This window comes from Methanobrevibacter sp. (genome assembly GCF_017940815.1).
Lineage (GTDB): Archaea > Methanobacteriota > Methanobacteria > Methanobacteriales > Methanobacteriaceae > Methanocatella.
The window spans coordinates 1-16,364 of the sequence record NZ_JAGAXX010000082.1; the positions used below are offsets into that span (position 1 = coordinate 1).

Genomic DNA, 16,364 nt, shown 5'->3' on the forward strand with positions numbered 1-16,364 from the left:
ACACAAATACACACCAAAATCAGTTGCAAAAACCGTATATCTAAATGTATTTTTAGGAGCCCTAATCATATCACAAGGATACTACTCAAAAACGGCCATACAACAATTATCTGAGAACTAAAAAATTCAGGCCCCTAAATACTTTACTAATTAAAATAATGTATAACATTTCTTACATTTCAAAAGAATATATGATAAAAATAAAATTGAATATATGAATCAGTAGAAAAATTGGAAAAAAATGAACTATGTAAAATTTATTTGTTAATTAAAAAAATTATTTTATGCAAAATAAAAAAAAAGAAACTAATTAATAATTAATGGATTATAATAAATATTATGACTACGCTAGAGAAGATGAAAATCTTAACAGATTCAGCACAGTATGATCTTTGCGATTACGTTAGTCATAACAAGAGCTCTCAAATAAACTTGCCCGGAATTTATGAGGCCATAGGCCATAACGGATGTAAGATTCCTCTTTTCAAAACACTTTTAACAAATAAATGCAAAAACGATTGCAAGTACTGCATCAACCAGTCAAAAAGAAACTTTACAAGATTGGAACTGTCACCGGAAGAACTGGCCAAGGCATTTCTCGGATACTACAACCGAGGCCTGGTAAATGGACTGTTTTTAAGCTCAGGAATTTCAGGTGATGTAGACTCTACAATGGAAAAGCAGATAGAAACCGTGCATCTTCTGAGAAACAAGTACGGTTATGACGATTACATCCATTTGAAAGTGGTCCCCGGGGCAAGCAAGGACGACATCAAAAGGGCAATGGCACTTGCTAACAGGGTAAGCATAAACATTGAAGCAGCTACACCATCCGGTTTGGCTGAACTGTCCTCCACCAAGGACTACAACAAGGACATATTGAAAAGGTTGTCATGGATCAACAGTCTACAGCACAAGAGTACAACATATCCAAATTCTACCCATACCACACAGCTCATTGTCGGTGCAAACGATGAAAGTGACAAAGAAATATTGAGTAGAATGGAAAAAATATACAAAAATTCCGAATTGAAAAGGACATATTTCTCAGCATTCACCCCAATTGCGGAAACAGAATTCGGAAATAAGGAAGCCTGTTCTACTGACAGAACCGCTAAACTATATAATGCAGACAGCTTGCTTAATGATTACCATTATAATGTTAAGGAATTGGTATTTGATGAAAATGACCAGCTTTCACTTGACCAGGATCCAAAGATTCTGGCCGCAAAGAACATGGACATTTTCCCTGTAGAAATAAATTCAGCACCCTTCATCGAACTTATAAGAGTTCCAGGCATAGGCGTGAAATCTGCACGTGAAATTATATCTATTCGTAAAAAAATGCCATTCTCCAATAAAGAACAGCTTAAAAAATTAGGGGTTGTAGTGGATAGGGCAGAGCCTTACATTAAAATAAGTGGAGAATATCAAACCACTTTCGATTTTTAGAATAAACTGTCATTATAATGATGATTGTGTGATTTTAATTTAAAATAAATGATGGGTAATTTCACTATAATAATAGATAAAATTTTAAAACAAATATATTTTAATAGAATCTATTCACCATAATTTCAAGTGTAAATAGATTATATTATAAATCCTTAAATAGCTCCCAAATTTCAGGATATTTTTTGGCAACGGCTTCTTCAATCAGAACAGAAGCTTCCTTGGAAATGCTGAATTCAGGTTCGGTTTTTCTTAAATATCTGAAAACTGCTGAAGATTTTGATGACCATAAAGTGATCCTTGGATTTTTCTCTACAATTTCAATGACTTCATCCACATGTTCCTGGTTCACTTGGATTTTTTGTGATGTTTGTACATCATCTTCAACGCTTTCATCGCTAGGTAGGTCTTCGGATGTGCTATCATCCTCTTCATCTTCTTCTGATTCCTCTTCCTCTGGGACCTCTTCTTGGACTTCTCCACTTCCAGTGGAATCTGAATTAACGTCTTCAACATTTTCATCATCTTTAACTTCTTCAATAACTTCTTCCTCAGTTTCTTCAACAGGTTCATTCTTCTTGAGCATATCCTCCAGGGATTGAGGTGAATTGCTGTCGAAATCTTCGTTGTAAAAATCAGGTATTAAAGAATCTAATCCTTTACCGAGTCCTTTCCTAGCCATTATAAATCCTCTCCGTCACGTTTAAGAATTTCTTTAGCTAACTTTAAATAAGCTTTTGTACCTGTACTGTCCGGATCATAGATTAAACATGGTTTACCGAAACTAGGAGCTTCAGCCAATCTAATATTTCTAGGAATGATTGTCTTGAATAATAAGTCTGTTTCGCCAAAGTAATTTTTTAATTCCTTATGAACATCTTTACTAAGTCTAGTTCTTTTATCAAATAGAGTGAGGAGAATTCCTTTAATTGGAGTGGGGCTTCTAAGCCTTTTTTCAACTAATTTTATTGTATTAATTAAATCAGCTACTCCTTCAAGAGCATAATACTCAGCTTGGATAGGTATCAGAACACTATCGGAAGCTACTAATGCATTGACTGTTATGACTCCTAATGAAGGAGGTAAATCGATGAAAATGTAATCGAATAATGGTACAACATCTTTAAGAGTTTCTTTTAGGATAATATGATAATTTTCACGTTGAGAAAGCTCCATTCCAGCACCACTGAGGGATATATTACTTGGGATAATAAATAAATTTTTAATAAACGTAGGAATTGTTGCTTTTTTAACATTAATATCCCCAATGATAGCATCATATATTGTATTTTCTATTTTGGTCTTATCAATACCAAAACTTGTAGTGGCATTGGCTTGAGGATCCATATCCACAACCAAAACAGATTTGCCCATTACCGCTAAGGATGTTGCAGTATTCACAACAGTAGTTGTTTTACCACAGCCTCCCTTTTGATTCATCACCGCAATTACTTCACTCATTTAAAGAATTCTCCTTTATCTGATAAGTTTTAAGTTACCAGTTATGAATTATAACTTAAAAATTCAAAGTTCTAAAGAATAACGTTTAAGTTATCCAGTATAAGTTAAAAGGATTAAGTTATTCCTTTTAATTTAAAACTTAAAGGAAATAAGTTATCAGTTTTAACTTCTAAGGGATAGGAAATAAGTTTTAAGTTAAAACTTCTAAATTATAAAAAATAAGTTTTAAGAAATAACTTATCATAACTAACTTTTAACAAATAAGTTATATTTTATAACTTCTATCTTATAAAGTATTCGTTTTCACAAATAAGTTATTAGTGTAACAGGTGTAAGTTAAATGTTAAAAGTTATAAGTTATAAGTAAAATAATTCATACATCAACTAATCTAATGAAAAGGTAAGAATAAAATTACATTTTAAGAGAAGCAAGAAACGATTAAATGAACTGAAAAATAACTTATATTTCAATCGAAATCTTTGTGAGTTATAGTTCAAGTGAAAAGAAATTCATATATAAAACAAGATTTAAGACTTAATCAAGAAAAAAATATTTTAGTTATAAGTTATAACTAAAAAATTAAAAAAAATAAAAGGAAAAAGGATTATTTAGCATTTTCCATAGTTCCTTCGAAATAGCTAGCGTATCCTTTCAAATCCAACATTCCATGACCGGATAAGTTAAACACAATAGTTTTTTCTTCTCCAGTTTCTTTACATTTCAATTCTTCATCAATAGCCACTTTAATTGCATGTGTAGATTCTGGAGCAGGAACTATACCCTGATTACGGGCAAAAATAATTCCAGCATTGAAACAGTCTCTTTGATGAGCGGATCTAGGTTCGATATAACCTTCATTAGTTAAAAGGGAAACAATTGGAGACATACCGTGGTATCTTAATCCTCCAGCATGAACGGAAGGAGCAACAAAGTCGTGTCCTAAGGTAAACATCTTAAGCATTGGAGTAAATCCACTAATATCACCGAAATCATAATCATAAGTTCCTTCAGTCAATGTAGGACATGCGCTAGGTTCGACTGCAATGAATTGAGTGTCGGAATTGCCGTCAATCTTATCCTTAATGAATGGGAACAGAGAACCTGCAAGGTTACTTCCACCACCAGCACATGCAATCATCACGTCAGGAGTCTCTTCTGCAATTTCAAGTTGAGTTTTCATTTCCTGACCAATTACGGTTTGATGCAACATCACATGGTTCAATACACTACCTAATGAGTATTTAACTTCTTCATTTTCCAAAGCCTCTTCCATAGCTTCTGAAATTGCCACACCCAATGAACCGGGATGATCCGGATTATCAGCCAATATTTCACGGCCAACCTTGGTGTTTTCACTTGGGGAGGCATAAACATTACCGTCATAAATGTGCATGATGTTCTTTCTGTCTGGTTTTTGATTGAATGAGACCTTTACCATGTAAACTGTACATTCGAGGTCGAGTAAGTTACAAGCTAGGGACAATGCAGTACCCCACTGGCCTGCACCGGTTTCTGTAGTTAATCTTTCAACACCTTCCTTTTTAGCAAAGTAAGCCTGAGGAATAGCAGAATTTAATTTGTGAGAACCAGTTGGTGAGCTATCTTCTCTTTTAAAATAAATTTTTGCTGGTGTATTCAAATACTCTTCAAGCTTATTTGCCCTAACTAAAGGAGATGGTCTACCCATTTCCATATATAACTCCCTAACTTCTTTAGGGATCTTAATGTATCTGTCAGTTGCAAATTCCTGTTCTAAAGCTGATTTTGTAAACGCTAATTGTAATGAAGAAATCTGATCTTTACCTTCACTGTTTTTTGGAGCTGGAAGTGGAACTGGCAAATCTGCAAGCATATTATACCATTGTTTTGGCACTTCGTCTGAGGATAATTCAATTTTATAAGTCATGAATATAAGTATGAATAATGTACTATTTAAAGCTTTGTTGTACATAAATGTACACTTAAAATTTTAATAATATAAAAAACAATTAAAAATCATGAGAATTTTAGCTATAGATGTTGGAACAGGAACACAGGACATAATGATTTATGACACAGAAAAAGAATTGGAAAACTCAATAAAACTGGTTTTACCATCTCCCCACCTATTTATCTCACAGCAGATAAGAGACATTGAAAATGACATCTATTTCGAAGGAGACATAATGGGAGGAGGAAAGATAAAAAATACAATCCTGGAACATATGGAAAAAGGATACAAGGTTGTAATGGAACCAACATGCGCTAAAACTATACGTGACGATATCAATCAGGTCAAATCGTTTGGAATAGAAATAGCTGATGAAAACGAGGATTACGAATCCTATTCCAAAATCAAACTGGGCGATATCAACCTAACCAAATTGTCTGAGTTCCTGCTGGGCTATGATTTGGAGTTCGACTTTGACAAAATTGCTATAGCTGTACAAGACCACGGATACAATGAAAACATGGGGGACAGGGACTTCAGATTCGAAAAGATAAGGGAAAAGGTTTCCGAACCAATTTCCCCACTTGAATTCGGATTCAGGGGCGATGACCTGCCTGAATACTTCACAAGAATGCAATCCGTCAGAAGGCAAGTAGCAAGCGAGGGAATTGAAGAGTTGCCTCTTGTAATGGACACCAAGTTCGCATCAATAGCTGGAATGTGTTTCGATGAAGTGGCAAAAGAACTAAATAGCTACATTGTTATTGATATCGGAAACGGACATACAACAGCAGCATCCATTGAAGATGGAAAGATTCAAGGAGTCTTTGAACATCACACTTCTAGTTTAACAGGTGAATCATTGGAAAGATACCTCAAAAGACTGGCTTCAGGAGAAATAACCCATGAGGAAGTCTATAATGACCATGGACATGGAGCACATGTCTTAAATCCAATATCTGAAATTCAAAAAGTGATAGTAAGCGGACCTAAAAGGGAATTGATTGAAAAGACAAACCTCGACTGGCATCATGCGGCTCCTGGAGGCGACGTGATGATGACCGGTACCGTTGGACTGATAAAAACAATATTGGGATAGATTCAAATGCTTAAAATGGACTCTCACATTCACAGTGAATATTCACCCGACTCAAATTCAAAGATTGATGACATTTTAAAGACAGCACAAAGAAGAAACATAGATGTGATTGCCATCAGCGATCACAATACCGTTGACGGAACAAGTGAAGTTTTGCGTAAAACTAGAAACACAGATATATTAGCAATTCCATCCATAGAAATTTCTTCATCACTAGGCCATATCCTTGGTTTTGGGTGTGAGGAAAAGATACCTCGTGACCTATCACCTCAAGATACAATAGACAGAATTCATGATTTAGGGGGTCTTGCAATAGTGCCCCATCCATACTGTTTCTACAGACATGGACTTCTACACAAAACCGACTATACAGACTTAAAAATTGATGCAATCGAGACAAAAAACGCAAGATTCATTGTTGGATATTGCAATAGTAAGGCGAAAAAATTGTCAAAATTAGAAAATCTCCCAGGACTGGGCGCAAGCGATGCACATTACTGGAAATTTGTTGGTGATTGTTATAGTTTGGTCGATTGTGAAAAGGATATTGATAGCATTTTAAAAGCAATATCAAAAGGAAAAGTAGAGGCTCATGGAAATGGAACATCAAATATATTACTTTCAAAATACCTTTTTGATAAAAATGTTTTAAAGAAATTTGATTAAAAAGAGTTATTCGCTCTTTTCAATTAAAATTTCAATAATAGAAACATTTGTTTTTTCATGGTTATAGTTTTCAATTTCTTCAGTAGAAATCTTAATATCAGTAACCTCTGAATCTGGTACGAACCTATTTCTTACGATTTCAGCAGCATCAACAGCACGACTTATAGCTTTTCCTCTAGCTCTTAATAATACACTGTTAGATCCTTCATTAAATTGAGTTACTACTGCTAAAACATAATTCATAACAGGTTTACTACCAACAAAAATTGTATTATTTTCCATATTAACTCACCATATATAACTTAGGTCATCTATGTATATAAAATTTTACACAAAATCCAATAATCTTTAAAAAGGACAAGAAAACTTAATTTTTTATAAAAAAATAAGAGAATATAGATATAAATTAAAAAAGAATAATAAAAAATAGGATTATTTTAAAAAAAATTTAAAATTAATAAAAAAATTAACTAAAATTTGAATTCTTAATCAACAATAATTTATTAATGGAATCCAAAACCGCCAATATACTAGCCATGACTATATCCTGATTAGTGGACCTTCCAGTGGACTTATTACCTTGAGAATCAGAAGTAACCACAAATACCTCAGCCAATGCATCAGTACCTCCTGTAATAGCCTCAAGGTTATATTCTTCAAGTTCCATATCAATATCATCCTTAAGCAAGTCCCGAATAGCATTCAATGCAGCATCAACAGGTCCAACACCTATTGAAGCTGTTTCCTTTTCAACACCTTCAACTTCAAGCCTTACGGTAGCGGTAGGTGAAACACCATTACCTGAAGAAAGCCCCAGGCCTTTTAAAACAATTGGAGTTTCACGAGCTGAAGAAAGCTCAGTAATAGCAATAGCAACCAAATCATCATCGGTTACACATTTTCCACTATCACCCAATGCCTTAATCTCATCAAACACCTTGCAGAATTGCTCTTCATTCAAATCAATATGATAATCCTTAAGTTTTGATTTTAAAGCGTTGGCTCCTGTATGTTTTCCTAAAACAATGCGGCGGGAATGTCCAACCATCTCTGGAGAGATCGGCTCATAGGTTGAAGCGTTATTCAATATACCATGAACATGAATTCCTGATTCGTGAGCAAATGCATTATCTCCAACGATTGGTTTGTTGACCGGCATCTTAACCCCTGTCAAACGACCCACGAGATTAGATAAACTATATAATCTTGTAGTGTCCAATCCCAAATCAATTCCATAAGCTGACTTGAGGGTCATGACCAATTCCTCAAGTGAACAGTTACCTGTTCTTTCACCTAAACCATTGACTGTAACGTGAGCCTGGTTTGCTCCACATTCAATAGCTGTCAATGTATTGGCTGTAGCCAAACCGAAATCGTTATGGAAATGTACACTGATAGGAGTGTCGAAATTGCTTTTTATATCAGTGATCAATTCCTGGGTGAAATTTGGAGTCAGTATACCAACTGTATCCGGAACATCCAAAAAGTCTGCACCTGCATCAACAACTGCATTGAATGTTTCAAACAGGAAATCCCTTTCTGTTCTTGTACCGTCTTCTGCGGAAAACTCTACTGTCAAACCATGATCTTTTGCATACTCGACAGAGTTAACGGCTGTTTCGATAATCTTTTCCTTAGACATCTTAAGTTTGTAATCACGATGCAACGGGGAAGTACCAATAAAAGTGTGAACATATTCCAAACCAGCATCCAATACGGCATCGATATCACTAGGCAATGAACGTGCCAAACCTACAAGTGTTGAATCCAAGCCCATATCTCTGATTTTTCTAGCTGATTCTATTTCGCCTTGTGAAGAAGCCGGAAATCCGACTTCAATTTTATCGACACCCAAGTTGTTGAGCTTTCGTGCGATTTGAATCTTCTCGTCCACTGTAAGAGCGACACCAGGTGTCTGCTCACCATCTCTTAAGGTTGTGTCGAAAATATAAATCTTGTCTGAAATATTCATATTTTCCTTTTTTAGTATTTCCATTTTGCTTATAGTCATCGTATTACTTCCTTATTGATAGTTTAATATTCTTAATAAAACTTTATAAAGTTATTGAAAAGGTAAAAAAACTATTTTTTGCTTTTTACCTTTCTAACCAATACAACAGCAACAATAATCACAATAATTAAAACCGCTATTGAATAGTACATCTGGGTTGAACCCGGAACCTCATATTTCTCGATGTTCAATGAATATGCATGTCCGGAATCGTCACCGAAGAAGAGACTGTTTCCATTTATAACCGGAGAAGAGGTTATAGCTGAGTTAAACAGGATTGTTCCTGGGTTGTATGTAAATTCCTCTGCTCCAGTGTACTTGTTCAGCACATATAAAAATCCGTTGTTAGATCCGAATGCCACCAAATTGTCCTTTAATGCAGGAGTTGTCTGAACCTTGCCGCCGACAGAATGGCTCCATTTAACAGTTCCGTCACGGACATCCAAACAGGTCAAGTTGCCCTCATCAGAACCTATGAACACACTGTTGTCATGCTTATCCAGGGTTGGGGATGAAATGACCTTATCGTTGAGGTCCTCCTTCCATACCAAATCACCATCTGAGGTGTTTATGCAGTATATATTGCCGTCATTTGATCCGAAAATGACGCTATCGTTGACGTATGTCGGTGATGATAAAATCTCATCTCCCGCTGTGAATTCCCAATTCTTTTCCTTGTCGGTACCAATGCTGTACATTTTGGCATTGGTTGAACCCACATAGATATTGTCGTCTACAACAATCGGTGAAGATTTAATGTCAGATCCAAGATTCTTATTAAACTGAACCTTGCCGTCCTCATCCAATCCATACAAGTGGCCGTCGTCACTTCCGAAGTAAATGACATCCTCATAGTATACTGGAGTTGAAGCCACATTATCACAGTCATAATCCCAAATGACCTTGTGGGAGTTAATGTTGACTGCCTTAAGGCCATCCTCACATCCGATGTATAACCTGTTCTTGTGAACTATAGGTGAGGAATTTGTTTGAGCCCCTAAATCCAAATCCCATTCCTCTTCACCTGTTGACATGTCAATAGCCTTTAAAATTCCATTGTCAGATACAAAATATGCATAATCATCATATATTGCCGGGGATGAATGTATTGGAGATTCCATGTTGAATGTCCAAAGATTTGTCACGAAATCTGAATTTCCTTCCCTGAATGCATTGTGATTGACTCCTCCCGCAAATGAATCCCAATTTTCAGCGGCAATTGGAGACAAGCACAAAATACCAATGATAAATGCGATTAATAATTTTTTATACATTTGAAAACCTCCTATACATCCCTGTTAAATCGTTTCACACCTATTATAAAGAACAGCACTGTGAAACCTAAAAGCACGACCAAATCCAACCATACGTCACCTAAGGTCTGACCCTTAAGCATTATTCCCCTCATTGCATCATTAAGGTAAGTCAATGGGAAAACATAAGCCAACTTCTGCAAGATCCAAGGCATTGTTTCAATCGGATAGAACACTCCTGAAACAAACATCATAGGCATTGAGAACGGCAGTGAAATTTGGGCATAATCCTCCTGTGTTTGGGTTCTTGCTGAAAGCATGATACCGAATCCGACAAAACAAAGCGCCCCTATCACAAGCACGATGAATGTCTGGAGGAAACCTCCCTTGATGCTGACATTGAAGAGCAGCACCGCCATGAAGATAAGTATCAGTGCCCTTACAAGCTCAATTAAAAGCTTGGCCGCAATCTTTCCACCGATTACTGTTGAAACTGATGTAGGAGTCATGAAAAGTCTTGCAAGCTCACCTGTTTCACGTTCACCTGCAATGGTTGCACCCATTCCCATCATACAGCTCATCATGATGGTCATACCCAATATTGCAGGAACTAAAAAGTCAATGTACTTGATGTTTCCATAAATACGATTAATGTGCAGGCTGATGTCATCTTTAAAGTTGTTTAAGGAATGGATTACTGACGGTTCGATGTCCGCATCCTTGGTGGACACGCTTGTTTGTGAAGCGACCATATTGGACAATCTGTAAAATATTCCCTGAGTTGATGATTCAAGAATCTGTGATGCCATCTGGTCTGAAGAGTCCAAATAAAGCGTTACGGATTTCTGCTGCGAAGAGTCCTTGTCATAATCGGACGGCAATATGATAGCCGCCTTGACTTCTCCCGAATCGACACGCTCCTTTCCCTCGTCCATATCATCAATTACCTCAACCACATGATATGTCTCCGTGTCCTTGATGGTGTCAAGTGTCAAGTCGGTCAAATCTCCGTGAGACTGGGAAACCACAACAATAGGCAAGTCGGTCATTTCCCCTCCCATTCCGTAACCGAAAAGCAGAATCATGATTATAGGAAATGCAAGAATTGAAACCAATCTGGCAGGGTGCCTTTTAAGTGAAATCAATTCCTTTTTTATCATCCACCAGAATTTCTTAGGCTCTATCATCTTCATTCACCTCTGCAGTCGCTTTGATAAACACATCCTCCAATGAAGGCTCTTCAGTTGTGATTGACTTGATTACACCACCTGAAGCGATGATTTCATTTAAAACGTTTTGAACGGCCATGTCGTCAAAACTGTCAATCCTTAAATTTATACGTCCATTGTGAGCAACTTCAATGCTTTTTACATCCTCGGATTTTCTGATTGAATCTATGATTTCATCATTTTGATTTTTAAGTAAAAATGACATCTTACGCAAGCTAAGCTTTTCTATATCCTCCTTAGTGGAAGTGGATACATCATTTTCACTGGATATTTGACTTAAAGCTTCAGTCATTTCTTTCTTGTTGCTTTCCAAAAGAGAGTCCTTAAGGCCCTGCGGTGTGTCATAAGCCACCAGGTTTCCGGTGTTTATGATTCCCACATTGTCACAGAGCATGTCCACTTCATACATGTCATGGGAACATAGGATAATTGTATGGCCATTATCATTCAATTCCCTAATCAAATCCCAGAGAGTGCGTTTTGTGGTCGGATCAAGTCCTATTGTAGGCTCGTCCAAAAACAGGATTTCAGGCCTGTGAACCAAACTGGCAACAAGTGACGCCTTTTGCTTTTGGCCTCCTGATAGCTGACCCACACGCTTGTCCTTTGCATACTTTATGTCAACAAGTTCCATTAAATCCTCAATTCTAGAATCCCTTTCATCCTGTGGAACGCCATAGTAGTCCGCACACAACTGTGAGTTTTCCATGACTGTCAAATCCTTATACAGGCTTACCTGTTGGGGAACCATTCCCAAGAGGTTTCTGACCTCATCAGGATTTTTTTGAACATCATATCCACCAACAGTTGCCTTACCTGAGGTAGGCTGAATCAGGCAGGTCAACATCTTGATTGTTGTTGTTTTTCCTGCACCGTTAGGACCCAGCATTCCAAAAATAGTCTTTTCAGGAATTTCCAAGTTAAGGGAATTAACAGCGGTAAAGTTATTGCTGTAAACCTTTGTCAGGTTCTTTGTTTCTATTGCATTCATTTGTTAATCTCCCGTCCGGTCATGTCTTCAAAAAATTCTAACCATGAAGGGTTATCCAAAATGTTATTCATGTGATCTTGAATTGTCTTTAGAAAGACTTCTCCATCTTCAGTGATTGAATAAAACTTAACCCTTTTATTGTTTTCATTTATTTTCCATTCGCCAACTATAAATCCATTTTTCTCCATCTTGGATAGAATTGGATATATCTTACTTGAATTTACAGTGATATCACATTTCGAATCCTCAAAGCTAAAAAACTCATTTAGCCTTTTCATGATGCCGTAGCCATGAATGTCCTCCCTTGAGATAATCCACAGTATCAAGTTGTGAATTATGCCGTTGGAGAAGTTCTTGAAGACTTTCTTATGTGATTCGCTAAAGTTTTCTTCTATCATATTTCACCATATGTCAATTTTTGATATATGTTAACATTTATTATATAGTCGTTACTTATATTTAAACATGAAATTGGGTTTTACAACACTAGCTCTATTCATGGAACCGAATAACGACATCATCGATTTAGCTAAAAAACATGGATTTGAAATAGTTGAAATTCTTGGGGAAGATCCATTCTACGAAAAGGACAATGGCGAGTTCAAGGACTGTGGATTGGACATGAGAATTCATGCAGCAACAGTGGACATCAACATCGCAAGCCTCAACAAGGGAATCAGAGCTGAAAGCGTAAAGCAAATGATACAATGCGGACAGTATGCAGAAAGCATCAATGCAAATACAATAACAGTTCACCCGGGAATAATCGGAAGAAACGAGCCACACCTTAGAAAATGGGCATTGGAGCTTGCAATCGAAAGCGTAGGGGAGATAATCGACAACACCAATGTCGAGATTTCAGTTGAAAACATGCCTGTGCGAGGAAAGTTCCTGGGAAACACCGTTGAGGAGATTGAAATGATTCAGGAGGCAACCGGATGTTCATTGACAATCGACACAGGTCACGGAAACACCTGCGGAAACCTAGAGGAGATGCTTTCACTGAAAAACATCAGCTATTGTCACCTCAACGATAACGATGGGGTTAAAGACCAGCACATAACATTGGGTGAAGGCACTCTTGACTTGAATCTGCTTAAAAAGATTGACACTGCAATCATAGAGCTGAACAACTGGGATAACATCCTTAAAAGCAAAGATGTCATCGATAATCTATAATTCAATTTATTTTTTAAATGTTATTAGTTATAACTTATAACTTTTAACCATTGAAATATCAGTTATAACTTATAAGTGATAAGAAAAAATAAAAAAATGATTAAAAATCAATCATCGTAACTTCAAATATATCCTCGATAATGTGGTCTGTCTTGTCCATCATCTTAGGGGATACCTCTTCTTGCTGTTCAATTGTTAAAACGCTAACATCAGCCTTTTTGAAAGCCAAAACATCGTTCAGGCCATCTCCCACCATCATGACCTTATAGCCGCCTTCCTTCAGGATGGATACAACCTCACATTTTCCCCTAGTGGAAACCGTTCCGTAGGCGTTGTCCTCAGGAATGTCCAGCATGTTGGCCAGCCTGTTGATGGCGCCCTTCCTGTCACCGGAAGCTATGAATATCTCAATTCCTCTGGATTTCAATGTTTCGACCGTTTCAAAGACCTTTGGGAAAAACTTGCCCGCTGAAGTGATGGTGTATGCAACCACTCCAAGATCCATGTCAACAATGAGGGCAGAACCGTTGCACAGCTCGAAATAGGGAATCTTTTCCCTTAAGATGTCAAAGCCGTCGGTAATGTCTGAAATTTTGGTGGACTTCTCATTGTCAAGAATCTCCTTGACTTCCGCTTTTGAAACCTGCCTGGTTGAAAAGCTCACGTCAAATTCAATTCCATACTCCCTGATAACATCTGAAATCAAAGTGTCAGGATTCAAATCCAATAGCTTGTTGGTATTGAACTGTAGAACAACCAAGGCCAAAGCGTCAGCTGAATCAATGAGATCCAAAGAGTTGATGTCAGTGAATATATTGCCATTCAAGACATCCTTGACAACCCTGTACCTTTCAATCAATGTTCCTGAGTTATCAAATACGACTGCCTTTTTCATAGTATCACATAAATGTTAAGTCTAAACCTTCTGGACTGAAATAGTCAAAGTCTAATTTTTTTATTTTACCATCTATCCAATCAAAATAAATTTGTTTTAAATTAGGAGTTCTCCTTTCTACTTTTTGCTTATATTCTAAAAAATCATCGAATTCCTTAGGATATAATTCTTTAATATGTTTTTCATATGCAATTTTATCTTCAATTGAATTTTTCTCGTTTCTGTACGAATGTAAAAGAATTTCTACAACATTAATAGTAAATTCATCATTGAAACAGTTTAATTCATTAAACATATTAAATTCCTCCCTATAATCTTATATATACATAACATACATTAAATTTTTCCATTCTGGAATTAAATTCAACCACGAATCTTTCAATATTCTGAGCAATATACCTGTCAAAAAGATATTCTCTCTGTTTTTTAAATGCAGATTTGAATAAAACAATATTATCCTTCGATTCATATTTTTCAATTGTTTCCTCAAAATCAAAATTATTAAGTGGATTCAATTTTTCAAATCCAAGCAAATGTTGAAATTTAATTTTAATTTCGTTAATAAAAGACATATAATTACTCCTTTGATTTAATCAAAAGTTAAATAAATTATTATTAAATTTAAAAGTATATAAAGCATTAAGTTTAGAGTTAAAGCAATTTAACAAAGTTAAATCAATTATACAAAGTAAAAACAATTATTAATAAAAAAGAAAACAAGTATATAAACCTTGAAAAATAAACTAATAATATTATAATTTACGATTATTTAGGTGTTTTAATGAACGTTATTGAAAAGTTAAACTCCATTAAAAGTGGAGAAATGACAGCTAAAGAAAATGTTGAAAGCTTCATTAAAGTAATCGATGAAAATAACGATGAAATTAATGCATTCATTGAATTAAACTATGAGAATGCATTAAAACAAGCAGAAGCTATTGATGAAAAAATCGCAAATGGCGAAGATGTCGGTGCTTTAGCTGGTTTAGTATTTGGTATAAAAGCAAACATTAATGTTGAAGACTTAATCATATCCGCAGCTTCCAAAACCTTGGAAGACTACATTGGAAGTTACAATGCAACCGTTGTTGAAGAAATCCTTGCTGAAGACGGTATAATCATCGGTATATTGAATATGGATGAATTTGCAGCAGGAAGTTCAACCGAAACCTCATACTACGGACCAACCCAAAACCCAGCGGCTATGGGCAGAATCCCTGGAGGTTCCAGTGGTGGATGTGCAGCGGCCATTGCAGCAGAAATGTGTGACATTTCAATCGGGTCAGATACAGGCGGATCAATCAGAAACCCTGCATCCCACTGTGGCGTAATCGGATTCAAACCAACCTACGGTGCAGTTTCAAGACAAGGTCTCTTGGACTTATCCATGAGTCTAGACCAAATCGGACCGTTAGCTAATGATGTCAGCGGAATTGCACTTGCATTGAATACAATTGCAAAATATGACGAAACCGAATGTACCACATTGAACTGGGACAAACCTGACTTCACAGAAGTGTTAGGAGAAACTTCCCTCGAAGGCATGAAAATTGCGGTATGTAAAGAGTTCATCGATGTTACAGATGATGAAATCAACAAGACAGTCAACAAGGCAATCCAAAAGTTGGTTGATGCCGGCGCTGAACTTGTAGAGGTCAGCTTTGACTACATTGACTTATGTTTACCTACCTACTACCTAATCAACTATGTGGAATTCTTCTCAGCTACCAGAAAATACGACGGAAGAGATTACGGTTCCAGAATTGAAGAGGTTTGTGGAGACGAAGTGCTTAGAAGAATCAAAATCGGTTCTCACATTGCTGAAGCTGAATTCAGCGGTAAATACTACAAGCAAGCTTTAAAAGCAAGATCAGTCATCAGAGGAGAAATCACCTCAATGCTTGAAAACGTTGACTTGATTGTCGGACCTACAGTTCCTAAGCTTCCTCACGAAATCGGCGCTGAATTGGAACCTATGGAAATGTACGCATACGACGTATTGACCGTAATAGCTAACCTTGCTGGTATTCCAGCAGCAAGCATTCCTGCAGGCGAAGTTGACGGCATTCCTGTCGGATTACAAATTCAGGCAAAACCATTAGATGACGAAAAAATTATCAAAGCTATGAGTGTTTTCGAAAACACTCAATAAATTCTTTTTTTATAACTTTTTTTACACTTGAAACAGACCTCTTAA

17 protein-coding genes and 1 pseudogene are annotated in these 16,364 nt (G+C 36.4%); 6 read left to right on the top strand and 12 right to left on the bottom strand.

Annotated elements, in window-relative coordinates:
- Together ILA26_RS09675 and ILA26_RS09680 are read left to right on the top strand one after the other, a co-directional pair.
- Positions 1-121: pseudogene (locus ILA26_RS09675) on the top strand (IS5/IS1182 family transposase); the annotation flags it as partial.
- Positions 122-339: 218 nt separating this feature from the next.
- Complete coding sequence (locus ILA26_RS09680; RefSeq protein ID WP_292896752.1) at positions 340-1,452, top strand: radical SAM protein; 1,113 nt, start codon at positions 340-342, stop codon at positions 1,450-1,452.
- 145 nt (positions 1,453-1,597) lie between these two features.
- Here the strand turns inward: ILA26_RS09680 and ILA26_RS09685 are convergent, their stop codons facing one another.
- From ILA26_RS09685 to ILA26_RS09695, 3 genes are all read right to left on the bottom strand, one after another.
- Positions 1,598-2,134 carry an AAA family ATPase gene (locus ILA26_RS09685; RefSeq protein ID WP_292896754.1) on the bottom strand — a complete coding sequence of 179 codons (537 nt, stop codon included), beginning with the start codon at positions 2,132-2,134 and terminating at the stop codon, positions 1,598-1,600.
- Positions 2,134-2,913 (bottom strand): ParA family protein, encoded by a 780-nt coding sequence (locus ILA26_RS09690; RefSeq protein WP_292896755.1) that lies wholly within the window; start codon positions 2,911-2,913, stop codon positions 2,134-2,136. Before ILA26_RS09690 ends, ILA26_RS09685 begins: the two co-directional genes overlap by 1 nt.
- A 605-nt stretch (positions 2,914-3,518) precedes the next feature.
- Positions 3,519-4,820: a TrpB-like pyridoxal phosphate-dependent enzyme gene (locus tag ILA26_RS09695; RefSeq protein WP_292896757.1), complete on the bottom strand. Its 1,302-nt coding sequence runs from the start codon at positions 4,818-4,820 to the stop codon at positions 3,519-3,521.
- A gap of 91 nt (positions 4,821-4,911) precedes the next feature.
- Between ILA26_RS09695 and ILA26_RS09700 the strand changes: the two genes are divergently transcribed.
- Together ILA26_RS09700 and ILA26_RS09705 are read left to right on the top strand one after the other, a co-directional pair.
- Entirely contained in the window at positions 4,912-5,943 is a 1,032-nt protein-coding gene (locus ILA26_RS09700; RefSeq protein ID WP_292896759.1) for a DUF1786 domain-containing protein, read from the top strand.
- A gap of 6 nt (positions 5,944-5,949) precedes the next feature.
- Positions 5,950-6,609 carry a PHP domain-containing protein gene (locus tag ILA26_RS09705; RefSeq protein WP_292896761.1) on the top strand — a complete coding sequence of 220 codons (660 nt, stop codon included), beginning with the start codon at positions 5,950-5,952 and terminating at the stop codon, positions 6,607-6,609.
- Positions 6,610-6,615: 6 nt separating this feature from the next.
- Here ILA26_RS09705 and albA read toward each other — a convergent pair whose 3' ends face one another.
- From albA to ILA26_RS09735, 6 genes are all read right to left on the bottom strand, one after another.
- On the bottom strand, positions 6,616-6,891 hold the full coding sequence (gene albA, locus ILA26_RS09710; RefSeq protein ID WP_292896762.1) for a DNA-binding protein Alba: 276 nt from the start codon (positions 6,889-6,891) through the stop codon (positions 6,616-6,618).
- Between the two features lie 184 nt (positions 6,892-7,075).
- Positions 7,076-8,620, bottom strand: a complete 1,545-nt coding sequence (locus tag ILA26_RS09715) for a 2-isopropylmalate synthase (RefSeq protein WP_292896764.1) — start codon at positions 8,618-8,620, stop codon at positions 7,076-7,078.
- 71 nt (positions 8,621-8,691) lie between these two features.
- Positions 8,692-9,894, bottom strand: a complete 1,203-nt coding sequence (locus ILA26_RS09720) for a PQQ-binding-like beta-propeller repeat protein (RefSeq protein ID WP_292896766.1) — start codon at positions 9,892-9,894, stop codon at positions 8,692-8,694.
- Between the two features lie 11 nt (positions 9,895-9,905).
- Positions 9,906-11,060: an ABC transporter permease gene (locus ILA26_RS09725; protein WP_292896768.1), complete on the bottom strand. Its 1,155-nt coding sequence runs from the start codon at positions 11,058-11,060 to the stop codon at positions 9,906-9,908.
- Positions 11,047-12,093, bottom strand: a complete 1,047-nt coding sequence (locus ILA26_RS09730) for an ATP-binding cassette domain-containing protein (RefSeq protein ID WP_292896770.1) — start codon at positions 12,091-12,093, stop codon at positions 11,047-11,049. The genes ILA26_RS09725 and ILA26_RS09730 overlap by 14 nt, the downstream gene beginning before the upstream one ends.
- Positions 12,090-12,491 (bottom strand): PadR family transcriptional regulator, encoded by a 402-nt coding sequence (locus ILA26_RS09735; protein WP_292896772.1) that lies wholly within the window; start codon positions 12,489-12,491, stop codon positions 12,090-12,092. The genes ILA26_RS09730 and ILA26_RS09735 overlap by 4 nt, the downstream gene beginning before the upstream one ends.
- A 67-nt stretch (positions 12,492-12,558) precedes the next feature.
- Between ILA26_RS09735 and ILA26_RS09740 the strand changes: the two genes are divergently transcribed.
- On the top strand, positions 12,559-13,272 hold the full coding sequence (locus tag ILA26_RS09740; RefSeq protein WP_292896774.1) for a sugar phosphate isomerase/epimerase family protein: 714 nt from the start codon (positions 12,559-12,561) through the stop codon (positions 13,270-13,272).
- Between the two features lie 100 nt (positions 13,273-13,372).
- Here ILA26_RS09740 and ILA26_RS09745 read toward each other — a convergent pair whose 3' ends face one another.
- Genes ILA26_RS09745 through ILA26_RS09755 form a run of 3 tightly spaced genes read right to left on the bottom strand, consistent with a single transcriptional unit; the run spans position 13,373 to position 14,739 of the window.
- Complete coding sequence (locus ILA26_RS09745; protein WP_292896776.1) at positions 13,373-14,167, bottom strand: HAD family hydrolase; 795 nt, start codon at positions 14,165-14,167, stop codon at positions 13,373-13,375.
- 4 nt (positions 14,168-14,171) lie between these two features.
- Positions 14,172-14,462 (bottom strand): hypothetical protein, encoded by a 291-nt coding sequence (locus ILA26_RS09750; RefSeq protein ID WP_292896778.1) that lies wholly within the window; start codon positions 14,460-14,462, stop codon positions 14,172-14,174.
- Between the two features lie 13 nt (positions 14,463-14,475).
- A complete protein-coding gene (locus ILA26_RS09755) occupies positions 14,476-14,739 on the bottom strand; it encodes a hypothetical protein (protein ID WP_292896780.1) in 264 nt (87 codons plus the stop codon).
- A 209-nt stretch (positions 14,740-14,948) separates the two neighbouring features.
- Between ILA26_RS09755 and gatA the strand changes: the two genes are divergently transcribed.
- Positions 14,949-16,319 carry an Asp-tRNA(Asn)/Glu-tRNA(Gln) amidotransferase subunit GatA gene (gatA, locus tag ILA26_RS09760; protein ID WP_292896782.1) on the top strand — a complete coding sequence of 457 codons (1,371 nt, stop codon included), beginning with the start codon at positions 14,949-14,951 and terminating at the stop codon, positions 16,317-16,319.
- Positions 16,320-16,364: the final 45 nt, after the last annotated feature.